Source organism: Streptomyces sp. NPDC056061 (assembly GCF_042266885.1).
In the GTDB taxonomy this organism is placed as follows: Bacteria; Actinomycetota; Actinomycetes; order Streptomycetales; family Streptomycetaceae; genus Streptomyces.
This window is the reverse complement of the sequence record NZ_JBHJWQ010000012.1, coordinates 144,683-170,234: the sequence shown is the minus strand read 5'-3', so window position 1 is coordinate 170,234 and position 25,552 is coordinate 144,683. Positions and strand designations below refer to the sequence as shown.

21 protein-coding genes are annotated in these 25,552 nt (G+C 70.2%); 11 read left to right on the top strand and 10 right to left on the bottom strand.

What is annotated here, in order from left to right:
• From ACFC79_RS19180 to ACFC79_RS19135, 10 genes are all read right to left on the bottom strand, one after another.
• A complete protein-coding gene (locus ACFC79_RS19180) occupies window positions 1–1,386 on the bottom strand; it encodes a mannitol dehydrogenase family protein (protein ID WP_376241569.1) in 1,386 nt (461 codons plus the stop codon).
• A gap of 7 nt (window positions 1,387–1,393) precedes the next feature.
• Window positions 1,394–3,043, bottom strand: coding sequence for a hypothetical protein (locus ACFC79_RS19175; protein ID WP_376241567.1), 1,650 nt, complete (start codon window positions 3,041–3,043; stop codon window positions 1,394–1,396).
• Window positions 3,044–3,078: 35 nt separating this feature from the next.
• The gene (locus tag ACFC79_RS19170; protein WP_376241565.1) at window positions 3,079–4,233 is read right to left on the bottom strand and encodes an N-acetylglucosamine-6-phosphate deacetylase; all 1,155 of its coding nucleotides are present in this window, start codon (window positions 4,231–4,233) and stop codon (window positions 3,079–3,081) included.
• Window positions 4,230–5,150: a carbohydrate ABC transporter permease gene (locus ACFC79_RS19165; RefSeq protein ID WP_376241563.1), complete on the bottom strand. Its 921-nt coding sequence runs from the start codon at window positions 5,148–5,150 to the stop codon at window positions 4,230–4,232. Before ACFC79_RS19165 ends, ACFC79_RS19170 begins: the two co-directional genes overlap by 4 nt.
• Complete coding sequence (locus ACFC79_RS19160; protein WP_376241561.1) at window positions 5,147–6,094, bottom strand: carbohydrate ABC transporter permease; 948 nt, start codon at window positions 6,092–6,094, stop codon at window positions 5,147–5,149. Before ACFC79_RS19160 ends, ACFC79_RS19165 begins: the two co-directional genes overlap by 4 nt.
• Window positions 6,091–7,380, bottom strand: coding sequence for an extracellular solute-binding protein (locus ACFC79_RS19155; protein WP_376241559.1), 1,290 nt, complete (start codon window positions 7,378–7,380; stop codon window positions 6,091–6,093). Before ACFC79_RS19155 ends, ACFC79_RS19160 begins: the two co-directional genes overlap by 4 nt.
• 44 nt (window positions 7,381–7,424) lie before the next feature.
• Window positions 7,425–8,276 (bottom strand): Gfo/Idh/MocA family protein, encoded by an 852-nt coding sequence (locus ACFC79_RS19150; protein ID WP_376241557.1) that lies wholly within the window; start codon window positions 8,274–8,276, stop codon window positions 7,425–7,427.
• Window positions 8,277–8,279: 3 nt separating this feature from the next.
• Window positions 8,280–9,305, bottom strand: a complete 1,026-nt coding sequence (locus ACFC79_RS19145; RefSeq protein ID WP_376241555.1) for a Gfo/Idh/MocA family protein — start codon at window positions 9,303–9,305, stop codon at window positions 8,280–8,282.
• Between the two features lie 69 nt (window positions 9,306–9,374).
• A complete protein-coding gene (locus ACFC79_RS19140) occupies window positions 9,375–10,382 on the bottom strand; it encodes a Gfo/Idh/MocA family protein (RefSeq protein WP_376241553.1) in 1,008 nt (335 codons plus the stop codon).
• A 74-nt stretch (window positions 10,383–10,456) separates the two neighbouring features.
• Window positions 10,457–11,461, bottom strand: coding sequence for a LacI family DNA-binding transcriptional regulator (locus ACFC79_RS19135; RefSeq protein ID WP_376241551.1), 1,005 nt, complete (start codon window positions 11,459–11,461; stop codon window positions 10,457–10,459).
• A gap of 140 nt (window positions 11,462–11,601) precedes the next feature.
• Between ACFC79_RS19135 and ACFC79_RS19130 the strand changes: the two genes are divergently transcribed.
• The 11 genes from ACFC79_RS19130 (at window position 11,602) to ACFC79_RS19080 (ending at window position 25,542) form a co-directional block, all read left to right on the top strand.
• A complete protein-coding gene (locus ACFC79_RS19130) occupies window positions 11,602–12,306 on the top strand; it encodes a 6-phosphogluconolactonase (RefSeq protein WP_376241675.1) in 705 nt (234 codons plus the stop codon).
• Between the two features lie 237 nt (window positions 12,307–12,543).
• On the top strand, window positions 12,544–14,313 hold the full coding sequence (locus tag ACFC79_RS19125; protein WP_376241549.1) for a glycoside hydrolase family 20 zincin-like fold domain-containing protein: 1,770 nt from the start codon (window positions 12,544–12,546) through the stop codon (window positions 14,311–14,313).
• A gap of 424 nt (window positions 14,314–14,737) precedes the next feature.
• Window positions 14,738–15,760, top strand: a complete 1,023-nt coding sequence (locus tag ACFC79_RS19120) for a LacI family DNA-binding transcriptional regulator (protein WP_376241547.1) — start codon at window positions 14,738–14,740, stop codon at window positions 15,758–15,760.
• Window positions 15,761–15,765: 5 nt separating this feature from the next.
• Window positions 15,766–17,361 (top strand): FAD-dependent oxidoreductase, encoded by a 1,596-nt coding sequence (locus tag ACFC79_RS19115; protein ID WP_376241673.1) that lies wholly within the window; start codon window positions 15,766–15,768, stop codon window positions 17,359–17,361.
• A gap of 193 nt (window positions 17,362–17,554) precedes the next feature.
• Complete coding sequence (locus ACFC79_RS19110) at window positions 17,555–18,838, top strand: ABC transporter substrate-binding protein (RefSeq protein ID WP_376241546.1); 1,284 nt, start codon at window positions 17,555–17,557, stop codon at window positions 18,836–18,838.
• Between the two features lie 2 nt (window positions 18,839–18,840).
• Window positions 18,841–19,803 (top strand): carbohydrate ABC transporter permease, encoded by a 963-nt coding sequence (locus ACFC79_RS19105; protein WP_376241544.1) that lies wholly within the window; start codon window positions 18,841–18,843, stop codon window positions 19,801–19,803.
• On the top strand, window positions 19,793–20,632 hold the full coding sequence (locus tag ACFC79_RS19100) for a carbohydrate ABC transporter permease (RefSeq protein ID WP_073786170.1): 840 nt from the start codon (window positions 19,793–19,795) through the stop codon (window positions 20,630–20,632). The genes ACFC79_RS19105 and ACFC79_RS19100 overlap by 11 nt, the downstream gene beginning before the upstream one ends.
• Window positions 20,629–21,606: an ROK family protein gene (locus ACFC79_RS19095; protein ID WP_376241542.1), complete on the top strand. Its 978-nt coding sequence runs from the start codon at window positions 20,629–20,631 to the stop codon at window positions 21,604–21,606. The genes ACFC79_RS19100 and ACFC79_RS19095 overlap by 4 nt, the downstream gene beginning before the upstream one ends.
• On the top strand, window positions 21,603–22,304 hold the full coding sequence (locus ACFC79_RS19090) for an N-acetylmannosamine-6-phosphate 2-epimerase (RefSeq protein WP_376241540.1): 702 nt from the start codon (window positions 21,603–21,605) through the stop codon (window positions 22,302–22,304). The genes ACFC79_RS19095 and ACFC79_RS19090 overlap by 4 nt, the downstream gene beginning before the upstream one ends.
• Window positions 22,301–23,944 (top strand): DUF4127 family protein, encoded by a 1,644-nt coding sequence (locus tag ACFC79_RS19085; protein ID WP_376241538.1) that lies wholly within the window; start codon window positions 22,301–22,303, stop codon window positions 23,942–23,944. Before ACFC79_RS19090 ends, ACFC79_RS19085 begins: the two co-directional genes overlap by 4 nt.
• 14 nt (window positions 23,945–23,958) lie before the next feature.
• Window positions 23,959–25,542 (top strand): beta-N-acetylhexosaminidase, encoded by a 1,584-nt coding sequence (locus ACFC79_RS19080; protein ID WP_376241537.1) that lies wholly within the window; start codon window positions 23,959–23,961, stop codon window positions 25,540–25,542.
• Window positions 25,543–25,552: the final 10 nt, after the last annotated feature.

The window sequence follows — 25,552 nt, the reverse complement described above, 5'->3', positions numbered from 1 at the left end:
CTACCTTCTGGGTTGTGGGGAGTGGCGGAGCCGGTTCACGGCGGTCAGGATCGCCGGATCCTCTCCCCAGGCCGGGCTGATCACGGAGAGGAGCGCCGCCAGGCGACGGTTGTCGCCCGCCAAGGCGCAGGCACGGGCCAGAGCGGGGGCAGCGGAGTCGGGCAGGGCTGCGGGGTCGGGTGCCGTGAGCACGTATTCGGCCCAGGCCGCCGCGCAGCGCAGGGCGGGTTCGGGGTCATGTCCGGCGGCCTGTTCGGCACGGACCACCGGCAGGAGGCGGGCGCGCAGTTTGGTGCTGCCGTCCATGCCGATCTGGGCCAGACGGTGGGCGATGCGCGGATTGCGGAAGCGGGCCAGCAACTGCCGGCGGTAGGCGGGAATGTCGAGCCGGTCGTCGTCCAGGTGGCGGGCGGCGGCGTCCCACAGATCGTCCACCGCCCTCTCGCAGCCGGGATCGCGGATGGCCTCGGCCACCGTTGTGTGGCCCCGGGCGAGGCCCGTGTAGGCGAGCAGCGAATGTGCCCCGTTCAGCAGCCACAGCTTGCGCCGCTCATAGGGGCCGATGTCGTTGACGAACAAGGCGCCCGCCCGCTCCCATGGCGGGCGCCCGGCCGGGAAGCGGCCGGCCAGGACCCAGCTGTGGAACGGCTCGGTGACCACCGTGTTCAGGTCGCGCAGACCCAGGTGTGCCGATGCCAGGTCGGTGTCGATGTCAGTGGTGGCCGGTGTGATGCGGTCGACCGACGTGCTGACGAAGCTGACCCGGGCATCGATCCAGTCGGCCAGCTCCTCGTCCAGTGCGGCGGAGAGGCTGCGGACCGCTCGGTGCGTCACCGCTCCGTTGCCGGGCAGGTTGTCGCAGGAGATGACCGCCACGCCGCCGACTCCGGCACGGCGGCGCGCGGACAGAGCGTCGAGCAGGCGCGCGGGGGCCGTGACCAGGGAGCCGTCCGTCCCTCTGCGCAGGGCCTGCAGATCGTGCCGTACGGGCGCCGCGGACAAGTCCAACTCGCCGTCGGCGCCCAGGTGGTAGCCGGCCTCGGTGACCGTCAGCGTGACCGCGGCGGTCTGCGGGGACGCCGCGAGCATGCGCAGCCGCATCCGGTCGGCCCCGTCGTGAGCCTCGGTGATGGAGCCCACCAGCTCGACACGGTCCTGCGCGGCGGAGCGCTCGATCACCGAGTACAGGCCGTTCTGTGCCGCCAGCGCATGTGCGGCGGCCGGGCGGCGACCGGTGAAGGCTGCGATGCCCCACTGGTGCTCATCGTCGGCCCGGTGGGTGTACCAGGCTTGGTGTGCGCGGTGGAAGGCGCCGAGCCCCAAATGGATGATCCGCACCGGGGCCCGCGAGGGGGCCCCGGCCGTCGCTTGGTTGAGCAATCGCATGCGGGGACTACTCCTGCGGATAGGTGACCCCGCCGCCGCCCTGCACGGAGGGAAGGATGAGCAGGCTCTGGTAGTGGTGCATGGCGATGCCGGCGAAGTACTGCTCGTCCGGGGCGTAGGCGGCGTAGACCTTGGCCAGTTCGGCCTCCATGTAAGTGCGGCCCTCTTCCCAGAAGGTGACCGTCTGCGGGTCGCCGCCACCGGTGAGGTCCTTGGTCTCGACGCCGATCACCACCGATTCCGGCTTGCCGATCTGGCGGGCGTAGGCGACCTCGTGGGCCGCGCGCGCGATGATGCCGCCGGGGCCGTCGGCGTGGTCGACGTAGTCCATCAGCGAGACGTAGTCGCTGAGATCCTGCACGTGGTCGCTGAGCGGGGCGGTCTTGCCGTGCCAGGTGACGGCGGTGCAGCAGGCAGTGGAGGAGTCGAACCAGCTGGGGATGGCGGGCCCGAACAGCAGCGGCTGGCCGGAGGCGTCGCGCAGGTGGACGAGCTTCTCCAGCAGGTCGAGCCAGACGACAGGGATGTTGCCCGAGTCCGGCTCCTTCCACTGCGGCAGGATGTAGGGCTCGATGTCGACGTTCACGCCGTCGAAGCGCGCGTCCGCGGGGGCGGCCAGGTTGTAGTCCAGAACCTTCTGGAACTCGCGGACGGCGTGGTCCTGGTACTGCGGCAGGACGCCCAGATACGGCGGGACGGTGCCGGCGGCGACGACCGCCTGGACGTGATAGCCGCGGCCGCGTGCCCAGCGGATGAACGAGGCCACCTGCGGGCGCGCCTCGCGCAGCATGTCCTTGCCCTGGTAGTCGTCCACACCGAGGTAGAGGGTCCGGACCGGCGCCGAGCCGGGGAAGGTGGTGGTGTCGTCCATCATCCTCCCGAGCCGGTCGCGGGCGGCGGTGTCGAACACCGCCGGGTAGGAGTTCTGCTCCCACACCCACATGGCGCGGTCCTGGTCGTAGTTCTGCCGCGGGGCGGGCGTCGCGCCGCCGAGCGAGACATAGGTGGAGGTCGAGGTGCCGACCCGGCCGCTCCGGTCGGTGGCCCGTGCCTCGAGGCCGGCGAAACCGGGGGTCAGGGAGCGCACGTCGAGCAGCGCCGCGTACCGGTTCGGCGAGCCGGGGACGCGTGAAGCCGACTTCCAGGAGCCGCCGTTGGCCCGCACCTGCACGCTGCGCAGCCTCTTCCCGGAGGTCACCTCGATGACGGAGCGCAGGGTGGTGCCGCGGACCTTGTCGGACATGCGCGGGGAGACGATGCGCACGGCCGGCTTGGCGGCGGCGGGGTTGTGGACGTCGACCGACAGGAACGAGGACCACTGCGTGTACAGCGTCTGGTTGTTCTTGCCGTACGCGGCCAGGCCGAGGGTGCCGTCCTTGTCGCTGATGTCCACGGTGGCCGACCACGTGCCGTTGTCCGGATCGGTGGTGACCGGGACGGTCTGCTGTGCGTCGACGACCAGCTTCAGGTCACTGGTCTCGGCGTAGCGGCCGTGCACGGTCATCGTGCGGCCCTGGACGGTGGCCCCGTCGCCGGGTGACTCGATGGAGATCACGGGGGTGGTGGCTGCTTGGCTGGTGCCGGTCGGTACCAGCCAAGCAGCGGTCGTACAGGCAAGAGCCAGTCCCAGGCTCCAGAGCCTTCTGCCTCTGCGCACGGTGATACTCCGTTCTCTTGGTGGGAAGAGTTGATTCAGAGCTGCGAGGTGTGGTCGGCGCGGTGGACGACCGTGCCGGCGACCACCGTCTTCAGGACCCGGAAGTCGTCGTCCAGGAACACCAGATCGGCGGCTGCGTCGGCCGTAAGGCTGGCCCGGTCCGCGAGGCCGGCGAGTTGCGCGGGGTTGGCCGCCGCCAGCGACAGGAGGTCCTCGTCACTCAGCGGGGTGTGCGTGCGCGCCCAGCGCACGCAGTCCAGCAAGCAGGCCGCCGATCCGGCCAGCAGTGTGCTGCCGGCCAGGACGAGGCCGCCCTCGTCGGTGACGCTCACCCGGCCGCCGACCGCCGTGGTGTAGGTGCCGGGCGGGGAACCCGCCAGGGCCGCCGAGTCGCTGACCAGGAAGGAACGTGATATCCCCTTGGCACGGATCATCGCGGTCAGGGCGTCGGCGGGCAGATGGTGTCCGTCGGCTATGAATGAGGCGGACAGCCGGTCGTCGGCGAGTTGCGACCAGATCTGATTGGGGTGGCGCGGCAGCAGGGGCTGGATGCCGTTGCCCAGATGGGTGGACAGCGATGCCCCGGCCGCCGCCGCACGGTGGATCTGATCGGGTTCGGCCGCACAGTGCCCGATCGACACCAGGACACCGGCGCGCATCGCGGCCTCGATGTACGCGGTCGCCCCCGCCCGCTCGGGCGCCAGGGTCACGATGCGCAGCAGCCCGTCGGAGGCGGCGACCCAGCGGGCCAGTTCGGCGGTGTCGGGGTCGCGCAGATGCCGTGCGTCATGCGCACCGCGCGCCCCGTCCGCCGCGGACAGATAGGGCCCTTCGACATGGATGCCGGCGACGGAGTGGGCGAGCAGCGGATCGGAGCGTACGGCGGCCGCGATGGTTTCCAGCGCGTGGACGATCTTGTCTTCCCCGGCGGTGATGACGGTGGGGAAGAACGTCGTGGTCCCCGCGGCCCAGAGGGCCTCGGCGAGCCGGTGAACGGTGTCGACGGTGATGTCGTCGGCGTTGACGTCATGGCCGCCATAGCCGTTGACCTGGAGATCTACCAGGCCGGGGAGCAGAATGGGCAGGCGTTCCGGCCCGTTCGGTCCACCGTTTTCGACCGAGCGGATGCGCCCATGGGCGTCGGTGATGACGCGGGCCGTGCGCCCGTCGAGGAGTCGTCCGTGCATCATCCCTTGACCGCCCCCGCCACCAGGCCCGAGCTCATCCGGGAGTGGACCGACATGAACAGGGCGATCACCGGTACGGCGATCAGGGCGGAGCCGGCCATGACGCCGCCCCAGTCGGTGGCGGAGGTCTCGCTGCTGAAGCTGCGCAGCCACAGCGGCAGCGTCGCGTGGTCCGTCTTCGTCATGACGATGAGGGCCAGGTTGTACTCGTTCCAGGTGTGCAGGAACGCGAAGACCGACGAGGTGACCAGCCCCGGTCCCAGCAGGGGCAGGGTGACGCGGAAGAACGCGCCTACCCGGCTGCAGCCGTCGACCATGGCCGCCTCTTCCAGCTCCGCGGGAATGTTGTCGATGAAGCCGCGCAGCAGCCACATCGTGAACGGCACGTTCCCGCCCAGACACAGGAGCGACAGGCCGGTGACGGTGCTGAGCAGATTCCAGTCGTCCAGCATCCGGAACTGAGAGATGAACAGCGCCTCGGCCGGCAGCATCTGCACGACGATCACCAGCATGACCAGTGCGCCGCGGCCCTTGAAGCGGAACCGGCTGGCGGCCACCGCCGCCATGAACCCGAAGAGCACGGCGAGGACGACCACCACCGAGGTGACAGCGGCGCTCGTCCGCAGGGCCGACCAGAACTTGTCGTCCTGGAGGACCCCGGAGAAGTGCTTGAAGGTGCCGGGGAACGGCACGAACTTCGGGGTGAGGCCGAACAGTTCGGATGTCGGCACGAACGCGGTGTTGACCATCCAGTACACCGGGAAGACCCACACCAGGGCGGCCAGCACCGCGAGTGCGTTGAGCGCGGAGCGTCGACGGGTGCGCCGCCTCTGCGCGCTGGTCGGAGGATGGGGCCCGCCGGCGGGAGAGGCCGGGGGATTGGCCGGGCCGCTGGTGCGGGCCATGGTGGATGCGCTCATCGGTCCGTCGCCTCCTTCTGCTGCTTGAGCAGCGTGGCGATGTACTTCCAGGTCAGCAGCAAGGTGAGCAGCAGAACGACGGTCGCCAGAGCGGAGGCGACACCGTAGTTGCCCTGACCGATGCCGAGCCGGTAGACGGCCGTGCCCAGCAGGTTGGTGTCCTCGGTGGAGCCGCCGCTCTGCTGCAGGACGTAGATCTGGGTGAACACCCGCAGGTCCCAGACGATCTGCAGCAGTCCGACGATCATGATGACGGGCAGCACCAGCGGCAGAGTCACGCTTCTGAAGCGGCGCCAGGCGGAAGCCCCGTCCAAGGAGGCCGCCTCCATGACCTCGGCGGGCACCTGGCTCAGGCCCGCATAGCTCATGAACGCCACCAGCGGGATGCTCATCCAGATCACGATCAGCGCGGCCACCGTGAACAATCCCATCGGATCCGCTGTCCAGGCATGCCCCTCCATCCCGGATATGCCCAGGTGGGACAGCAGCCAGTTGACGACGCCGTAGCGGCTGTCGAACAGCCACTGCCACACGGTCATGGTGACCATGACGGGCATGGCCCACACCAGGAGCAGGCAGACCTGCAGCATCAGTCGGGCCCACCGGCTGATCGCCGTCATCAACGCGGCGAGGCCCACCCCGATCACCATGGTCAGGCTCATGCAGACGAGGCAGAACGCGATGGAGCGGACGAGGACCTTGAGCATCGCCGGGTCGCTGAGCACGGTCTTGTAGTTGTCCAGCCCCACCCATGCGGGCGGCTGACCGAACTGCTGGCGCAGCCCGAACTCCTGGAAAGACATGAGGAGCTGCCGGACCAGCGGATAGCCGAGGGCCACAATGACGGCGAGGAACATCGGCGCCGCCAGCAGATACGGCGTCACGGAGGTTCTGGGCCGGCGCCGGTCGGGCGGCGCGGAAACATCCTTCGGAGCGGTGGTCATTTCTTGTTCAGGACTTCCTCGATCTTGCCGTCCGTGGCTTTGGCCAGCTTCTCGGCGGATCCGCCGCGGGCCAGCTGCGCCCAGAAGTCGGCAGGGATGTTGTTGCCCTGGACCACCGCCCAGTTCTCCGCGGACGGGGTGAGCACGGAGCTCGCGGCGATCTGCTGCTGCAGCTGCCCGCTGGCCATTCCCTCGGGGACCGCGTCGGCGTAGGCGATGTTGCCCGGGATCCAGCCCTGTGCGGCGACCCGGGTCTGGAACTCCTTGCTGTAGATCAGCTTCAGCGCGTCCTGCGACAGCGACTTGACCTGCGACTTCGCCGAGATGCCGACGCTGGAGCCGCCGGAGAAGGAGTGGCCCACACCGCCCGGCTCGACCGGCGGGATCGCCATCACCGCGGTGTTCTTCTTCATCTCCGCCGAGATGTTCTGCTCGGCGAAGGTACGGCCGGACATGATCGCGACCTCGCCGTTGTTGTAGGGCACCCAGGGCGCCGCACCCTGTTCGGAGGAGTCCTGCGCTCCCAGAGCAGCGGTCTTCCACAACTGCTGCAGCATGTCGAACCCGGCCTTGGCCTGGGGGGTGTCGAGCGTGCCCTTCCAGGTGCCGTCGGAGTTCTGCTTGGCGTAGTTGGCGCCGTGGGAGAAGATCCACGCCTCCATGAAGTGGTTGTCGGCGGCCGGCAGGTAGATGCCCTGGAAGTTCTTGCGCTTGTCGGGGTTGGCCGCCTTCACCTTCTGCGCGGCAGCGACCAGTTCGCCCAGCGTCCCGGGCGGAGCCACGTGCGCCTTTTCGAACAGGTCCTTGCGGTAGTAGATGACGCTCGCCCCGCCGTACAGCGGCAGCGCGTACTTCTTTCCGCCCGATGTGCCCGCCTCGACGAAGCTGGGGATCAGCTTCTCGCCGCCGAGCTCCTGATAGATGGGGCTCAGGTCGGCGAAGGCGCCGATGCTGGCGAAGGTCGACGACGTCGTGTTGCCGATCTCGACGATGTCGGGTGTTTCCTTCTCGCTGGCCATCGAGGTCTGCAGTTTGGCGACGATGTCGTCCCACTGCTGGATCTCGATCTTGAGAGTGGAGCCGGGGTGCTGCTTCTCGAACTGGGACTTGAGGTAGTCCTGCGCGGGCTGCGGGATCGAGTCCTTCATGAACCACACCCGCACGGTGCCCTTCTCCGGGCCGCCGGACAGGGATTCGTTTCCGCTGCCGGAGCCGGTTGAACAACCGGCCATCAGCAGTCCGGCGGCCGCGGCCGCCGCCGTCGTTCTGACAATCTTTGCGTCCATCGCTGGTCTCCATCGGTGAAAGGCAGTGAAGTGGGCGTGCCGCCCTACAAAGCGGCGCTGATCTGCTCCAGGACGGTGATCGGAGCCAGCAGCGTCTCGGTGGACAGCGGCGGCCTGCCGGTCTCGAGCATCTGCAGGAAGACCTTCAGGCCCGGCTCCACGTAGTCGGCGTTCAGCTCGATGTCGCGGCCGACCAGCCCGTACCGGCCCACGATCTCGACGTGGAACGGCACCCGCCCGGCCTCGGTGGGGGTGACCATCTGCAGCGTGACCAGCACGCCTGCCGGGCTGCGGTACCGGGCCACGACGGTGCCCGCCACCCGTTCCACCTCCACCGGTCCCGGGGTGCCCGGGGCCAGGCGCTGGGCGAGGTCGGCGGCATGAATGCCGTAGAAGAAGATCCCGCTGTGTTCGCTGTCCGGGTCGGCCGGGCCGGTCACGGTGACGGTCTGGATGTCACCGATGCCGGTGGCGGCCTCCTCGACCCGGTCGGCGTCGGGTACCCATCGCACTGCCGAGTACGAGGTCATCGGCGCCCCACCACGGTCGGCCGCCTCGATGATCGCCTGCGCGTCCCGGACGCTCGCAGCCAGCGGCTTGTCCACCCAGACCGGCTTGCCCGCCTCCAGGTACGGCACCGCCTCCGCCCGGTGCGCGGCGCCGTCGCGGTTGGTGACGATCAGGGCGTCGACGGAGTCGATCAGCTCGGCCGAGGTGGCCACGACGGGCAGGTCGCCGCCCAGCGCGGCCAGTTCCCGGTTGCGTTCGTCGTCGGGGCCGACGAGGGCGACCACCCGGACCTGCGGGGAGATTCTCTTGACGTTGAGGCAGTGGAGGATCTCCTCGGCGTGGCTGTTCTCGGTGCCGACGATCGCGATGCGCAGTGTTTCGCTCATGGTTCAGCTCTCCTGGAGGTCGACGGGGCGGCCGGTGCGGGCGGATTCGTAGACGGCCAGGACGACCGCGAGCGAGCGGCGCGCCGCCGCGAGCGTGACGCCCGGTTCGCGACCGGTACGGATCGCGGCCACGAAGTCCTCGTACTGAGCCAGGTGCGCGTTGTCGACCAGGCTCCAGCCGTCGCGCAGCGGCTCCTCGGACGGCGGCGGCGCGGGGACGTGGTCCGAGAAGTGGACATACTCCAGCCGGTCGTCGGCCATCACCGCGGTTCCCCGGTCGCCGTGGACCGACAGCCGAACCGGAAGGCCGGGATAGGCAGCGGTGCTGGCCAGCAGCAGTCCCACCGCGCCGTTCTCGAACCGGATGGTGGCCGCCGCCAGGTCCTCCACCTCGATGTCCTGGTGGGCCACCCGACCGGTCTGCGCGCTGACCTGCACCGGCTTGCCCAGCATCCACAGCAGCAGGTCCAGGGCGTGGATGCCCTGGTTCATCAGCGCGCCGCCGCCGTCGACCGCCGCCGTGCCGCGCCAGTCACCGGATTCGTAGTAGGCCTGCGGGCGGAAGAACGCCGACTCGGCGATCCCGGAGGTGGTGCGTCCCAGCCGTCCCGCGTCCACGGCGTCCTTGATGAACGCCGCCGGCGGCTGGAAGCGGCGCTGGCTTATGACGGACACCGTGCGGCCGCTGCGACGCTGGGCGGCAATGATCCGATCGGCCGCGTCCAGCGTGATGTCCACGGGCTTCTCGATGAGTACGTGCTTGCCCGCGTTCAGCGCCTCGATCGCCGCGTCCGCGTGCAGGGCACTGGGCAGACACACGGCGACCGCGTCGATCTCCTCGGCGGCGTACGCCTCGGCGGCGTCGGCATAGGCACGGGAATTGTGCTCCTCGGCCAGCGTCGTGGCCTTGTCCAGGTCGCTGTCGATGACGGCGGCGAGCTCGGTCCGGGGGTCGCTCTCGTGGAGCGTGCTGATCAACCGGGCATGTACGGCACCGATGACACCGGCGCCCAGCAAGGCGAAACGCATGGTTGTTCCGTCACTTTCGAGAGGTACTGAGGTTTGCGCGGCTCACGCACAAGGCGTTGGAGGGGAGGGTCAGAGGGAAGGGGCGGGGGGCGCCGACCAGGCGATGCTCGTACCACCGGCGTCGGCGGACTGCTGAGCCAGCAGCGCCAGCCGGGTGGCCAGAAGGCTGTGACCGGTGGAGATGTCGGGTGCCTCGCCCTGTGCCAGGGCTCGCAGGGGGAGCTGGGCGGGCCGAAAGCCCTCGGGCAGTTCGACGTCGTGCGTGGCGTCCTCGTCGGTGGTCACCACCAGGCGGCGACGGGCCCACAGCAGATCGGCTGTGCCGCGGGTGCCGACCAGCCGCATCCGGTAGTCGCCGTGCACCGCGGAGGCCGCCGGGGTCATCCAGCTGACCTCGGTCGTGACCAGGACATCCGCGCCCGTGAAGGTCGCGACGCCGTAGGGGGCGAAGTCCGTCGTCCCCGGCACCGTGCCGACGACGTTTCCCCGCACGGTGCCGGTGGTGAGGCCGGTGAAGCACAAGGCGGCATCGATGTCGTGGACGACCAGGTCGGCCAGGATGCCTCCGTAGCGGGCCCGGTCGAAGAACCAGCCGGGCCGCTGGGGCCGGTTGAGCTTGTGCGGCGCGGAGGACAGCACGCCGGTGATCTTCCCGAGTGTGCCCGCCCGCACCAGGTCGAGCGCGGCGAGCGTCTCCGGGTAGTACCGCTTCTCCAGCATCAGCACCACCTGACGTCCGCTGCGCCGGGCCGCCGAGGCGATGGCATCGACCTCGTCGAGGGTGGTGCACAAGGGCTTGTCCGCCAGCACATGGCAGCCGGCGTCCAACGCGTCGACGACGATCCGGCCCCGGTCGCCGTAGACGCCTGCCGTCACGACCACATCGGCCCGCACCTCATCAAGCATCCGGCGGTGATCGGTGAAGACACGCGCCCCGTAAGGCGAAGCGCACTCTTCGGCCAACTCACGCGCCGGATCGGCGACGGCAATCAACTGCAGATCGGGGGACCGGCTCACTTCGTCGAGCACGTAGTCGACATGAGGATGGGCTGCCCCTGCAACAACGATCCGTGTCATGGCCCGAACTGAAGCATGCAACCGTTTGCATCGTCAACGGGTTACGCAGAGAAAGTTCTGCCGTAACGCATCCGTCACCTCGGCGCGGGTCCCGTGGTGGCGCGGATCACCAGGTGGGTGGCGACGGTCAGCCGTTCCGGTTCCGTGTGCCCCGTCTCCAGCATGCGCACCAGGAGGTCGGCCGCCGCGGTTCCCGCGGTGGCCGACGCGGCCGACACGCTGGTCATGGCCGGTGTGGTGAGCGCGGCGAGCGTGTCGTCACAGCCCATGAGGCCGAAGTCGTCGGGCACGCTTATGCCCCGCAGCTCCAGGCCGGCCAGCACTCCCTGGGAGACCACGTCGTCGAACGCGACCGCTGCCGTCGCACCCGATTCCACCAGCGCGGACACCGCGTCCCGGCCCGCCGCGTAGCTGGGGCGTCCGACCTCGACGATCTCGACGTGCACGCCCACATCGGCGGCCGCCTGCCGGATGGCCGCCCGGCGCTGCTGGTCGGACCAGGAATCGCGGGGGCCGGCCAGATAGGAGATCTTGCGGTGCCCCAGCCGCTTGAGGTGCACGACCCCCTCGATCATCCCGCCCGAGGAGTCGATGAGCACCCGGGGAATTCCCTCGATGTCCCGGTTGACCAGGACGGTCGGGCGGCCGGCGGCCAACTCCCGTACCACCTCTGCCTCAAGCCGCGAGGAGGCCAGGATGAACCCGTCCACCTGCGGGCTGAACCGGGCGGCCAGTTTGGCCTCCCGGGCGGCGGACTCGTCCGAGTCCCCGAGGAAGACGGCCAGGTCGGCCTGCTCGGCCCGCGCCTGCACCGTGCGCACCATGGGTGGGAAGAACGGGTTCGCCACGTCGGGCACGACCATGGCGATGTTGCCGAACCGCCCGGTCGACAGCGCCCGTGCCGCAGGGTTGACCATGTAGCCGAGCCGCTCCGCGACGGCCCGGACGTGTTCGACGGTCTCGCGGCTGAGCAGGTCGGGGCGGCTGAAAGCGCGGGACACCGTGGAGCGTGAGACCTCGGCGGCGACGGCCACGTCGCCGATGGTGATTCCGGAGGAAGAGCGTGGTCGAGTCGACATGCGCACACCTTAAGGGGCTATGCCTCTTGACGTGCAAACGGTTGCACTCCAGACTCCCGGTCATGCCACTAAACGACCTTGATGTCAGACTGAAGGTGTTCCCGGACAGGCAGGCGCTCGGCGAGACGGCTGCCGCGGAAATAGCGCATCGGCTCCGCCTGATCTTGGCCGAACAGCACCATGCCCGCATGATTTTCGCCGCGGCGCCCAGCCAGACCGAGACGCTCGCCGCCCTGATCCGCCAGCCGGATATCGACTGGAACCGCGTCACCGCCTTCCACATGGACGAGTACCTCGACCTGCGGCCCGAGGCGCCGGAACGCTTCGGCAATTGGTTGCGCACGGCCCTGTTCGACCGACTTCCCTTCGCCGCCGTCCACTACATCGACACGACCGGCGCGGAGACACCCCAAGCCTCCGCCGACCGCTACGCAGAGCTTCTGCTGGAAGACCCGATCGACATCGTCTGCCTGGGCATCGGCATGAACGGCCACCTGGCCTTCAACGATCCGCCCGTGGCGGACTTCGCCGATCCCCAGGCGGTCAAACCGGTCTCCCTCGACCAGGCATGCCGCGAGCAGCAAGTCGCCGACGGCTGCTTTCCCACCCTGGCCGACGTGCCCGCGACCGCGATCACGGTCACGATCCCGACGCTCATGAACGCCTCCCACCTGTTCTGCATGGTTCCCGGCGCACTCAAGGCCGACGCGGTGCGGGCGACGGTGCAGGAGCCCCTGACCGTCCAGTGGCCCAGCACCATCCTGCGCACTCACCCGTCGTGCACCGTCTACACGGACGTTCACGCGGCCGCGCTGCTCGACCAGGACATCCCCACCGCGCCGTAGCGCCCCTCGCGCACGTGGCCCTCAAGGCCGCCGGGCCTGCTGTGCAGTTTCCCGGATCCTCGGCTGTGCCCTGCACGGCAGGGCGCAGCCGACGCAGATGCCCGGCCCCACCGGCGCTTCGGCCGCGCGTGCCCCCGCGTCCGGCCGGGCAACGGGCAGGACCGTGCCGTCCCGTACACCGCCCCCACGCTCAGGAGACTGGTTGTGCCTGTCATTCCCTATCCTCGCCCGCGTTCGATGACCACGCGGGCGGGCGGCGCCGCGTTCGATGCCCCCGTGGTCGTGGCCGTGGACAACTCCCTGCCGGCGCAGGGCTATCGACTGCACACCGGACCGGCCGGCATCGACCTCCACCACCGCGACGCGGCGGGTCTGCGCTACGGCCTGCAGACCCTCGATCAGCTACGGGCCGACCAGGACTTTCCCGAGACCGGCTACGAGATCGCCGACCACCCCGACTTCGCCGTCCGAGGCTTCATGCTCGACATCAGCCGCGACCGGGTACCGACCCGCCGCACCCTGGAGCGATGGCTGTCCCTGCTGTCCCTGGCCCGCTTCAACCAGCTCGAACTCTACTGCGAACACACCTACGCCTACCGAGACCACCAGGAGGTCTGGCAGGACGCCTCCCCGCTCACCGCCGAAGACCTTCGATGGCTCGACGCCCGTTGCGCGGCGCACGGCATCGACCTGGTGGCGAACCAGAACACCTTCGGCCACATGGAGCGCTTCCTGCGCCACACCACCCATGCCCACCGGGCCGAGAACCCGGACGGGTTCGAGCGCGGCGGGGCCCACTGCCCACCCGGCACACTGGCACCCACAGCGGACAACGCCGCGTTCGTCACAGCTCTGTTGGAGGAGATGACCGGCAACCTCCGCACCCGGCGCGTCAACATCGGAGCCGACGAGCCGTTCGAACTCGGCACCGGACACTCCCGTGAACAGACCGCTCGCGACGGCGTCGGCGACGTCTACCTGACCCACCTGGAGCGCATCATGCGGCCCTGGCTGGACGCCGGGTACACCGTGCAGTTCTGGGCCGACGTCTTCGCCGAGCACCCCGAACTGATGGACCGCGTGCCGCAGGGAGCCGTACCCGTCATCTGGCAGTACGACTCACCGCGGCAAGCCGCCGATGTCATCGCTGCCGACAGCGAGGAGCTGAGGTCCTGGCAGCGCACGGGCTCGGACATGGACCAGCTGCGCGACGGCTTCCGCGGGCGGGCCGAAGTGCTGCGCGAGGCCGGAATCGCGTTCTGGGTCGCTCCCGGCGCCGGCAACTGGAACTCGCTGATCGGCAGGCTCGACAACGCCGTGGAGAACATGGTCGACGCGGCGGAAGCGGGACTCGAACACGGCGCCGAGGGCTACCTGCTCACCTCCTGGGGCGACCAGGGCATGTGGGACCCGCCGTCGATCGCCTTCGGGCCTGCCGTCTTCGGCGGCGCCGTCAGCTGGTGTCTTCGGAGCAATCGCGACCTCGACATCGCCGCCGTCCTCAACGAGCACGTGCTGTTGGACGCGACCGCCCTCAGCGGAACCGTGCTCGACCGCCTGGGCCGCATCGCCCGCGCCCTCAACCCCCCACTCCTCAACGCCTCCCCGCTCACCCGCGCCCTGCTGCCGGACCCCACCTGCCCGATGCACACCTACCCGTCGCCGCAGGACCTCGACGCCGCCGCCACGACGTTGGCCGCCTGCCGCCTCGACCTCACCGCTGCCGAGCCCGCGGCCGGCGACGGCGATGTGCTGCTCCGCGAACTCGACCACGCCATCGCCCTCGCGCAATTTGCCGTGCGGCTGCTCCGGGCTCGCGCGCAGGCACGTGCCGAGGCCAGTGCGATCGACCCCACCACGGCCCACCGCCTCCTCCGAGAACTCGAACCACTCCTGGCCGAACAGCGTTCCTGCTGGCTCCTGCGCTCCCGGCCAGGAGGTCTCGACGACAGCATTGCCCGCTTCGACCGTCTCCGGCACCAGCTGCACGTGGCTGCCCGGCAATGACCTCAACTCGCCGACGGACCCCTTGCGGTGGGCGTCGACGGGGTCTTCGGCGTCCGGGCGGGTGGGGCCCCCGGCTGCCACGGCCCCGGTGGGCTCGTGTTGCTCGCAGGGATGGGAAGGTGCTGGTCAGCCGGGGGCGGCCACCGCAAGGGTGACGGACGCGAGGGACGTGTGGACTGCGGCGGAAGCGGTGGTTGCCATGACCATCGCGCCAGGGGCCGCGAGGCGGCCGGGGCTTCTCGAATCCCGCCCGGTCCCGCGACGTGCTTCGCCACGCACACCGGCATTCCTTCCACCGTGATCGCCCGGACAAAGCCCCCTCGGGACCGTTGACACCGTGAAACGGCCCGAGTAGCGTCACTGATCACCAGGTTGATAATACGTATTATCAGCCGATGGCTTCAGCGGCCTTCGGAGGAGTTCCGTGTCAAGGATCACGCAGCGTGACATCGCCCGCCTCGCCGGCGTGAGTCAGGCGGTGGTCTCGCTCGTGCTGAACAACAGGACCGACGCGACGACCCGCATCGCGCCCGAGACCCGGCAACGCGTCCTCGACGTGATCCGGGAGACCGGGTACGCGGCCGACCCGGTGGCCCGCCGAATGGTGCGTCAGCACAACCAGATCCTCGGCGTATTCACCTACGAATCGGTGTTCCCGAGCACCAGCGCCGACTTCTACTACCCGTTCCTGCGCGGCATCGAGGAGTGCGCCGAGCAACTCAGGTGCGACCTGCTGCTGTTCACCAGCGCCCCGGTCACCGACGGGCGGCGCAAGGTGTTCCACGAGAACAACCGGCTGCGGATCGCCGACGGCTGCCTCCTGCTCGGCCGGGACATACCGCACGACGAGCTGGCCCGGCTGAATCGCGAGAACTACCCGTTCGTGGCCGTCGGCCGACGCGACGACGCAGGTGGCCCGGTGCCCTGCGTGGGCGCGGACTACGCCGCCGCCACCCGGAAGCTGGTCGAGCGGGCCCAAAGGCTCGGGCACCGGGAGTTCGCCTACGTCGGGGCGGGGGAGGGAGCGGAGTCCGCCGACGACCGGATGAACGGGTTCCGCGCCGGTACCCGAGGGAGCGGTCGGCACGAGCGGACAGCCGGCCGGTCCGCGGGGGAGACCCTGGACGCGCTGCTCGCCGCCGGGGTGACCACCGCCGTGGTCGAGGGCCACGACGACGGGGTCGCGCTGATCCGGGCGGCCCGGGAGCGCGGCGTCGACGTGTCCGGTGACCTGTCGGTCGTGGTGACCGGCGTACCTGCCGAGTCGGCGGACGCCGACATCGCGTGCACCGGCTTCCGCATTCCGCGTCGGGAGATGGGCTGGCAGTCGGTGGAACTCCTCGCCGCCCTGCTGGAGGACGAGCCAACCACCATGCTCCAGCGGCTTCTGCCGTGCCACTTCGTCGAGGGGCAGACCCTCGGCGAACCGAGAAAGGACCGTTCTTGACTGAGATACGCAGCGATGTGCTGGTGGTCGGCGGAGGGCTGGGCGGCGTCGCCGCGGCGCTCGCCGCGGCCCGCGCCGGCCGGACCGTGGTGCTGACCGAGGAGTTCGACTGGCTCGGCGGGCAGCTCACCAGCCAGGCAGTGCCGCCGGACGAGCATTCCTGGGTGGAGCAGTTCGGCGTCACGGCCGGCTACCGGGCCCTGCGCGACGGCATTCGCGACTACTACCGCCGGCACTACCCGCTCACCGAACGGGCAAGGGCCCGCCTCGACCTGAACCCCGGCGGGGGCTGGGTGAGCAAGCTCTGCCACGAACCGCGGGTCGCGGCGGCGGTCATCTCGGCGATGCTCGCGCCCTACCGCGCCGGCGGGCGGCTCACCGTCCTCCAGCCGTACCGGCCGACCGCCGCCGACACCGACGGCGACCGGGTGACCGCGGTGACCCTGACTCACCGCGACACCGGCGAGAGGATCCACGCCACAGCCCCCTACGTGCTGGACGCCACCGAGACCGGCGAACTGCTGCCGCTCACCGGCACCGAGTACGTCACCGGCTTCGAGTCCGCCGCCGATACCGGCGAGCCGAGCGCCCCGCAGGTCGCCCAGCCGCTGAACATGCAGGCCGTATCGGTGTGTTTCGCCCTGGACCACGTCGACGGCGACCACACCATCGACAAGCCCGCGGACTACGACTTCTGGCGTTCCTACCAGCCCGACGTCTGGGGCGGACCGCTGTTGTCCTGGCAGTACCCGCACCCCAGGACGCTGGAGCTCGTCAAACACGACTTCAGCCCCAACCCCGGTGACGACCCACTGGCGGTCAACGCCGACCAGCGGGTCAATCCCGGCAACGCCAACCTGTGGACGTTCCGCCGGATCGCCGCCCGAGACACCTTCACCGACGGCGCGTACCCCAGCGACATCACCCTGGTCAACTGGCCGATGATCGATTACCTGGAGGGCCCGGTCCTCGACGTTCCCGACGCCGCCGACCACCTGCGCCGGGCCAGGGAGCTGAGCTTCGCCTTCCTGTACTGGATGCAGACCGAGGCGCCCCGACCGGACGGCGGCACCGGATTCCCGGGGCTGCGGCTGCGCGGCGACATCACCGGCGGCACCGACGGCCTGGCCCAGGCCCCGTACATCCGCGAGGCACGCCGGATCAGGGCCGACTACACCGTCGTCGAGCAGGACCTCTCGCTCGCCGTCCGCGGGGAGCGCGGCGCCGTGCGGTACCCGGACACCGTCGGCCTCGGCATGTACCGGATCGACCTGCACCCCTCGACGGGCGGCGACAACTACATCGACGTCGGCTGCAGCCCGTTCGAGATCCCGCTGGGCGCACTTCTCCCGCAGCGGGTCGAGAACCTCCTGCCCGCCGGCAAGAACATCGGCACCACCCACATCACCAACGGCGCCTACCGGGTCCACCCGGTCGAGTGGAACATCGGGGAGGCCGCCGGCGCACTCGCCGCCTTCTGCCTCACCCACGGCACCCGCCCCCGCGCGGTCCGGGAGACCCCCGAGCTGCTCTCGGCCTTCCAGGACCAGCTCACCGCAGCCGGCGTCGAGCTGCGCTGGCCCGACATCACGGGCTACTAGTGCCGCTCCCGGCGACGTCTGCCCCGTCTCGCCGCCCGGCACCTCCCCGAACTCTCGACCCCGTTCGAGCAGGGGAGATCCCATCCGAGGGCTTCCGGCCGTCTTGCGATCACACGCGCCGGACACCGCTTCTTGCGGGCAGACATCGCCGGTCACGGCACCGGACCTCCACGCACCACCGAGGGAGAACACCATGTTGATACGAAGAGGATTGGCCACGGTCGCCGCCGCGATGTCCGCAACGCTTGTACTGTCCGCGTGCAGTGGAGGCGGCTCGGAGGGCGACGGCGGTCCGGTGACCCTGCGGATGACGGTCTGGACATCCAACAAGCCGCACCTGAAGCTCTTCGACGAGATCGCCGCCGCCTACAAGAAGAACCACCCCGAGATCAAGGACATCAAGTTCGACCCGCTGCCGTTCGAGACCTACAGCACGGCGCTCACCACCCAGATGACCGGCGGCAACGCCCCCGACCTCGCGTGGGTCTTCGAGACGGACGCTGCCGACTTCGTCGGCTCCGGAGCCCTGGTGCCGCTCGACGACACCCTGAAGCAGACCAGCGGTTACCAGTACGACGACCTGCTCCCGAGCACCACCAAGCTCTGGAAGAGCGACGACAAGCTGTACGCGTACCCGTTCTCCACCTCGCCGTTCGGTGTCTTCGTCAACCGCGACCTGCTGAAGAAGGCCGGCCAGAAGACGCCGGACCAGCTCATCGGGGCGGGCAAGTGGGACTGGCCGACCGTGCTCGCCGAGGGCGCCGAGGTGCACCGCTCCACCGGCAAGGCCGGCATGGTGATCCGTGACTTCGAATACAAGGAATGGGGCAACCTCGCCACCTTCTGGGGCGGCTGGAAGGCCGAGCCCTGGAGTGCCGACGGCAAGACCTGCACCTTCAACAGCAAGCCGATGGTCGACGCGATGACCACCCTGCACAAGGGGATCTTCGAGGACAAGGCGATGCCGGGCCCCGGCGAGACCGCCGACTTCTTCACCGGCGACTCCGCGATGACCATCACCCAGATCAGCCGGGCGTCGCTGCTGGAGGGCGCCAAGTTCGCATGGGACCTGGTGCCGCTGCCGGCCGGACCGAGCGGCGACTACTCGGTGATCGGCCAGGCCGGCATCGGCGTGGTCAAGCGGGGCGGCCACACCAAGGAGGCCAAGGACTTCCTCGCCTACTTCACCAACCCGCAGAACTCCGCCAAGCTCGCCGCCTACTTCCCGCCGCCCCGGGCGTCCCAGCTCACCGCGGAGAACCTGGCCAAGACCAACCCGCTGCTGAAGAACGACCAGCTCGACAGCGTGGTCGTCGACGGCGTCAAGAAGGGCGTGGTCAAGCCGGGCCACACCGGCCAGGCCGAACTCGCCCAGCGGGTCCGCGCCGGACTGGACCCGCTGTGGAAGCCGGACGCCGACGTCAAGGGCGTTCTCGGCGACCTGTGCGGCAACATCTCCCAGCTGCTGGAGAACTGACCATGTCCGTCTCCCCGCGAACAGCGGCGGCGGACCCGCCCGAGGGCGGATCCGCCACCGCAGGGCAGCCGATGCGACGTCCGTTCTGGACCCGGCGCCGACGCGACCAACTCGCCGGTCTCGCGTTCATCTCCCCCCAGCTCCTCGGCAGCGTCGTGTTCGTGCTGCTGCCCATCGCCCTGGTCGTCCGGTTCAGCCTGCACGAGTGGAACGTGCTGGCCGGCGAGTTCCACTACACCGGCGGCGACAACTACACCAAGCTGCTGGACGACGCCAACCTGCCCCAGGTGCTGAAGTCCACGGCCCTGTTCTCGGTCGGCCTGGTGGTGCTCAACCTCTGCCTGGCCCTCCTGCTCGCCGTCCTGCTCAACCAGAAGCTGCGCGGGATGACGGTGTTCCGCACGCTGTTCTTCTCACCCGTCGTGGTTTCGCTGGTCGCCTGGACCATCGTGTGGGGCTTCCTGCTCCAGGCCAACGGCGGCATCAACGGCATGCTGCGCACCGTCGGCGTCGACGGACCCAACTGGCTGCGGGGCGAGGGCTCCGCCATGTTCTCGGTCATCGTCGTGCAGGTGTTCAAGAACGTCGGTCTGAACATGGTGCTGTTCCTGGCCGCGCTCCAGGGCGTGCCCAAGGAGCTGTACGAGGCGGCGCGGGTCGACGGCGCGGGCGCGTGGACCCGGTTCCGGTCCATCACCCTGCCGCTGATCAGCCCGACGGTACTGCTGACGTCGGTGATCACCATCGTGGGTTCGCTCCAGGTGTTCGCGCAGATCGCGGTGCTCACCCAGGGCGGCCCGAAGCTGTCCACCACCGTGCTCGTCTACTACCTCTATCAGCAGGCTTTCCAGTTCCATCACTTCGGCTACGGCGCGACCCTTTCCATCCTGCTGCTGCTGATCGTGCTGGCGCTCACCGTGTTCCAGTGGCAGTTGCGCAAGAAGTGGGTCTTCTATGAATCGTAAAGTCCCGCTGCGCGCCCGAGTCGCCCTGTACGGCCTGCTCTGCGTGCTCGCGATCCCCTTCGTCTTCCCGACCTGGTGGATGGTGACGTCGTCGTTCAAACCCGTCAGCGACATCTTCGCCTACCCGCCACAGCTCCTGCCGACCAGCCCGACGGTTTCGGCCTACCGGGAGGTCTTCGACGGGCGCCCGTTCGTCCAGCAGTACGTCAACAGCATCTACATCGCCGCGCTGGTGACGGTGGGCACGATGATCGTGTCCTCGCTCGCCGGGTACGCCTTCGCCCGTATCAAGTTCCGCGGCCAGAACGTGCTGTTCCTGGTGGTGCTGGTGGGCCTGCTCATCCCGAGCGAGGTCACCATCGTCCCGCTCTTCCAGATGTTCAACGACCTCGGCCTGATCAACACCCACTGGCCGCTGATCCTGGTGCCGATCTTCGGCGCGCCGAGCGTCCTGGCCACGTTCATCATGCGGCAGTTCTTCATCAGCCTGCCCAACGAACTGGAGGAGGCCGCCCGGATCGACGGCATCGGCTACTTCGGCACGTTCTGGCGGATCGCCCTGCCGCTGGCCAGGCCGGCGCTCGGCGCCGTCGGGATCTTCACCTTCCTGCAGAGTTGGAACCTCTACCTGGAACCGGTGGTGTACCTCTCCTCGCCGGAGAAGTTCACCCTGCCGCAGGCACTCACCCAGTACATGGACGCCTACGGCGGGCCCATGTGGAACGTCCAGCTCGCCGCGGCGTCGCTGACCGCGATCCCCGTGCTGGTGGTGTTCGTCGTCGCCCAGAAGCAGTTCATCGAGGGCCTCGCCCACACGGGGCTGAAATGAACGCCACACTCGGCATCGACATCGGCGGCACCAAGACGCTGGCCGCCCTCGTCGGACCCGACGGCGCCGTGCTCGACCAGGCGCGAGCCGACACCCCGGCCGCGCAGGGCCCGGACGCGGTGCTGCGGACCGCCGCCGACCTGGCCCGGCGCCTCGGCGGCACCGGTCCGGTCGGCGTCGGCGCCGCGGGCGTCATCGACCCGGCCACCGGCGTCGTCCGGTACGCCACCGACTCCCTGCCCGGCTGGGCCGGCACACCGGTGGCGGAGGCGCTGGCCCGGCGCATCGGCCGGCCCGTCGTGGTGGACAACGACGTCAACGCCGCCGCCCTCGGCGAGAGCTGGGCCGGGGCCGCCCGCGGTCACGCGCATGTACTGCTGGTCGCGGTCGGCACCGGCCTCGGCGGCGGCCTGGTCCGCGGCGGCGCCGTCGACCACGGGGCGCGCGGCGGCGCCGGAGAGATGGCTCATCTTCCGGCGCCGGACGCCGACAAGCTGACCTGCGGCTGCGGGCGCACCGGACACCTGGAGGGCGTGGCCTCCGGCACCGGGCTCGCCCGCGCCTACCGGCTGCGCACCGGGGCGGACGTCACCGGCCGTGAGGTCGCCGCCCGCTGCGCCTCCGGCGACGCAGCCGCCGCGGAGGTCCTCGCCACCGCCGGCCACGCCCTCGGCCGGACCCTCGCCGGCCTGGTGGCGCTGCTCGACCCGCAGACGGTGGTGCTGGCCGGAGGCGCCGGTGAAGCACTGCTGCCGCACACCCGCAGCGCCTACGCCGCCGAACGGCTGCCGGTCCACGCCGACGTGACGCTGGTCCCGGCCGCGCTCGGTGCCGCAGCCGTCGCCGTCGGCGCGGCCAGGGCGGCGATGACCCGGCGAGCCACGCGCCTGCCGGCCGATCCCGGACCGGTCGATCCCAGCAGCCGACCCCGGTCGGTCACCTTCCCGCACACCACCGAGACGGAGCCCCAGTGAACGTTCTCGACACCCTCCGCGGCGGCCTGGTGGTCTCCTGCCAGCCACTGCCGGACGAACCCGCCGACCCGATGCGCGACGCATCCGTGCAGGCAAGGGTCGCCGCCGCCGCGGTCCTCGGCGGCGCGGCCGGCATCCGCGCCAACGCCCCCGACCACATCGCCGCCGTGCGGGCGGCGGTGGACGTACCGGTCATCGGCCTGTGGAAGGACGGCCCCGGGCCGGTGACGATCACGCCGACCAGCACGCACGCCCGAGCCGTTGCGCAGGCCGGGGCGCACCTTGTCGCCATCGACGCCACCGACCGGCCGCGGCCCACGCCGTTCCCGGCCGTCGTCGCCGCCGCGCACGCCGTCGGCGCCCTCGTCCTGGCGGACGTGTCCACCGAGGCGGAGGGACACGCCGCAGTCGACGCAGGCGCCGACGCCGTCGCCACCACGCTCTCCGGCTACACCCCGCACTCCCCGAAGACCCAGGGGCCCGACCTCGGCCTGCTGGAACGCCTGGCCACGCGGCTGGCCGTGCCGGTGCTCGCCGAGGGCCGCTACCGCACCCAGGACGACCTGCGACGCGCCTACGCCGCAGGGGCACACGCCGTGGTGGTGGGCAACGCCATCACCTCACCCCTGTACCTGACCAGGGAGCTGGCCCGGACAGCTCCTGCTCACGCCGACGCGAACGGAGAGCACCCCCGATGAGAAGACGCACAGTCCTTACCGCCGGAGCCGCCGTCCTGGCCGCCCCGCTGCTGGGCCTCACCCCGCAGGCCGCCACCGCGACCCCACGTCCGAGCCGCCGGATCGCCCTCGTCCCTCTCGACGACCGGCCCGTCAACGTCTACTGCCCGACCATGACCGCCGCCGTCGCCGGCGTCGACCTCACACTGCCGCCGCGCAAGGCCCTCGGCCGGTTCTTCCAGCCCGGGGACGGCGCGGCCGTCGCCCGCTGGCTGGGCTCGGTCGGCGCCGACGAGTACGTGATCTCGGTGAGCATGCTCGCCTACGGCGGCCTGATCGCCTCCCGCACCGGCACACCCACCCTCGAATCGGCGCGGGCCAACATCGCGGCGATCCAGACGCTGCGGGCCGCCCGGCCGGGCGCGCAGATCGTGGTCCACGACACCATCCAGCGCCTCGCGTTGACCCCCGGCAATCCCGACCTCGAACAGTACGTGGCTCCGCTGGTCGAGTGGGCCAAGCTGTACGACCAGGTGGAGAACCTCGGCCGGGAAGAGCTGCGGCCCCGGCTCGAGGCGGTCCGGGCCACCATCCCGGACGCGGTGGTCGACGACTACCGGACGGCGCGGGCCCGCAACCATGAGGTCAACCGGCAGATGGTCGAGTGGGTCGCCGACGGAACCATCAGCCATCTGGTGCTCTCCGAGGACGACACCGCCCCGGTGGGCCTGGCCCGGGCCGAACGCGTCGAGCTCGAAAAGCTGGTTGAACAACTCGGGGTCGGCCGACGGGTCGAGGTCTTCCCCGGCGCGGACGAGGTGGACGCGCTGCTGGTCGCCCGGCTGATCGCCGCGGGGACCGCGCCCACCTACCGGGTGGAGTACGCCGGGATCTCCGGCGAGCAGTGGACGGCGGACCTTGAGGGCATCCCGTTCGCGGAGAACATCCGCAGGCACGTGAAATCCGTCGGCGGCACCGTCGTCAACGGCCGCGCCGACCTGGTGCTCATGGTCAACACCCCTTCGGCGAGCGAGAATCAGCGGGCGGCCGACCTCGCCGCTTTCGCCCGCAGGGCCGCCGCGCTGACGGCTGCCGGGGAGTCGGTCGTCGTGGTGGACCCGGTCTTCGTCAACCGCGCCGACCACGACCTGGTGGCCGAGTTGGAACAGCGAGTAGACCTGGCCGCGCTGCTGTCGTACTCCGGCTGGAACACCGGCGGCAACGCCCTCGGTCTGGCCCTGGCCCATGCCACCGCCCGCTGGGCGTTCCTGCACCGCTCGACCAGCGGACTGGGGGTACCGGCGCTGACCGGGCCGGGCCGGGCGCACGCGGAATACCTGCTCTACCGGTTCGTCAAGGACGACCACTGGAAGAACGTCATCCAGAAGGCCGCCTACGCGGAGGCCACGTCCAGGGGGTGGACCCCCATGAACCTGACGGCCGAGCAGAAGACGTTCTTCGACGGCTGGGTCCAAGACCGCCTCGCCCCGGTGACCCGTCAGTACTTCACCGACCACTTCGCCGGCCACCACCTCCTCCTCGGCCGCCGCGGCGCGACCACCCGCACCGCCAAGCTCGCCGACGTCACCGACATCCACATCGAACTGCCCTGGGACCGCCTCTTCGAGGTGACCCTCGAACCCCACCTCACCCTGGCCTGAGAGGAGAACGAACGATGCAGCACAGCCCCCGTCGCCGCAGCATCCTCCTCGCCGGCGCCGTCGGCCTCGCCGGTGCCGCCCACCTCACCTCCACCGCCGCCGCGGCCCCCGCCCGCACCACCCCCGTCACACCGCCCGCGCCCGCGCTCATCCCCAAACCCCGCTCGCTGCAGATGACCGGCGGCCGGCCGTTCGAGATCACCGCCGACACCGCCGTCGCGGTGCGCCACCGGGCCCACGAGGCCCGCCGCACGGCCGAACACCTGGCCACCTGGCTGCGCCGGGCCACGGGGCATGCCGTCCCGGTGGTTGCCTCCGGTGCCGCCCCGCGGGCCATCACCCTGGCCGACGACCACGAGACGCCCTCCGCCGAGGGATACCGGCTCGACGTCACCCACGGCGGCGTCCACCTGCGCGCCGCCGAGCCGGCCGGCCTCTTCCACGCCACGCAGACCCTGCGCCAGTTGCTGCCCGCCGCGGCGGAGTCCGCCACCCCGCACGCCGGTCCGTGGACCATCTCCCCCCTGCACATCGACGACGCCCCGAGGTTCCCCTGGCGCGGGTCCATGCTCGACGTGGCCCGGCACTTCTTCACCGCCGACGAGGTGAAGCGCTATATCGACATCCTCGCTCTGTACAAGATCAACCGCCTCCACCTGCACCTCAGCGACAGCCAGGGCTGGCGCCTGGAGATCAAGAGCTGGCCCCGCCTGGCCACCTACGGCGGCTCCACCGAGGTCGGCGGCGGCCCCGGCGGCTACTTCACCCAACGGGAGTACGCCGACATCGTCCGCCACGCCGCGGAACGCCACATCATGGTGATCCCCGAGATCGACATGCCCGCCCACGTCAACGCGGCCCAGGCCAGCTACGCCGAACTCACCTGCGACGGCGTAGCACCGCCGCTCTACACCGGCGAGACCGGCATCCCCAACTCGCTGTGCATCGACAAGGACCTCACCTACCGGTTCATCGGCGACGTCCTCGGCGAAGTCGCCGACCTCACCCCCGGCCCCTACCTGCACATCGGCGGCGACGAGGCGCTGGCGACCGAACCCGAGGACTACCGCTCCTTCATCAGCCGCGCCCAGCAGACCGTGCACGGCCTCGGCAAGCAGATGGTCGGCTGGGAGGAGGTCGGCCTCGCCGACATCGCCCCCAGCACCGTCGTCCAGTTCTGGGCCAACGCCGCAAAGGCACAGGGCGCGCTGGCACAGGGCGCCAAGCTCGTGCTCTCGCCCAGCAAGAAGGCGTACTTCGACATGAAGTACGACGCCGACACACCGTACGGGCACGACTGGGCCGGATACACCGACGTCCAGGACGGCTACACCTGGGACCCGGCCACCTACATCCCCGGCGTCGCCGAGAGCCAGGTGCACGGCGCCGAGTCCGCGCTGTGGACGGAGCGGGTGGCGACGTTCGAGGAGGTGCAGTACATGACGCTGCCACGGCTCCCCGGCATCGCGGAGATCGGATGGTCGCCGGCCGACGGGCGGGACTGGGAGGAATACCGGGTACGGCTCGCCACGCACGCGCCGCGGTGGTCCGGGCTCGGGTGGCGATACCACCGATCGGTGGAGGTGCCGTGGGGGTGACCCGGTGACC

Bases quoted from the DNA above. Each gene is read 5' to 3' on its own strand.
- ACFC79_RS19180 (WP_376241569.1), bottom strand. From the start codon at position 1,386: ATGCGATTGCTCAACCAAGCGACGGCCGGGGCCCCCTCGCGGGCCCCG.
- ACFC79_RS19170 (WP_376241565.1), bottom strand. From the start codon at position 4,233: ATGATGCACGGACGACTCCTCGACGGGCGCACGGCCCGCGTCATCACC.
- ACFC79_RS19165 (WP_376241563.1), bottom strand. From the start codon at position 5,150: ATGAGCGCATCCACCATGGCCCGCACCAGCGGCCCGGCCAATCCCCCG.
- ACFC79_RS19160 (WP_376241561.1), bottom strand. From the start codon at position 6,094: ATGACCACCGCTCCGAAGGATGTTTCCGCGCCGCCCGACCGGCGCCGG.
- ACFC79_RS19155 (WP_376241559.1), bottom strand. From the start codon at position 7,380: ATGGACGCAAAGATTGTCAGAACGACGGCGGCGGCCGCGGCCGCCGGA.
- ACFC79_RS19150 (WP_376241557.1), bottom strand. From the start codon at position 8,276: ATGAGCGAAACACTGCGCATCGCGATCGTCGGCACCGAGAACAGCCAC.
- ACFC79_RS19145 (WP_376241555.1), bottom strand. From the start codon at position 9,305: ATGCGTTTCGCCTTGCTGGGCGCCGGTGTCATCGGTGCCGTACATGCC.
- ACFC79_RS19140 (WP_376241553.1), bottom strand. From the start codon at position 10,382: ATGACACGGATCGTTGTTGCAGGGGCAGCCCATCCTCATGTCGACTAC.
- ACFC79_RS19135 (WP_376241551.1), bottom strand. From the start codon at position 11,461: ATGTCGACTCGACCACGCTCTTCCTCCGGAATCACCATCGGCGACGTG.
- ACFC79_RS19125 (WP_376241549.1), top strand. From the start codon at position 12,544: ATGACCACGCGGGCGGGCGGCGCCGCGTTCGATGCCCCCGTGGTCGTG.
- ACFC79_RS19110 (WP_376241546.1), top strand. From the start codon at position 17,555: ATGTTGATACGAAGAGGATTGGCCACGGTCGCCGCCGCGATGTCCGCA.
- ACFC79_RS19105 (WP_376241544.1), top strand. From the start codon at position 18,841: ATGTCCGTCTCCCCGCGAACAGCGGCGGCGGACCCGCCCGAGGGCGGA.
- ACFC79_RS19100 (WP_073786170.1), top strand. From the start codon at position 19,793: ATGAATCGTAAAGTCCCGCTGCGCGCCCGAGTCGCCCTGTACGGCCTG.
- ACFC79_RS19095 (WP_376241542.1), top strand. From the start codon at position 20,629: ATGAACGCCACACTCGGCATCGACATCGGCGGCACCAAGACGCTGGCC.
- ACFC79_RS19085 (WP_376241538.1), top strand. From the start codon at position 22,301: ATGAGAAGACGCACAGTCCTTACCGCCGGAGCCGCCGTCCTGGCCGCC.
- ACFC79_RS19080 (WP_376241537.1), top strand. From the start codon at position 23,959: ATGCAGCACAGCCCCCGTCGCCGCAGCATCCTCCTCGCCGGCGCCGTC.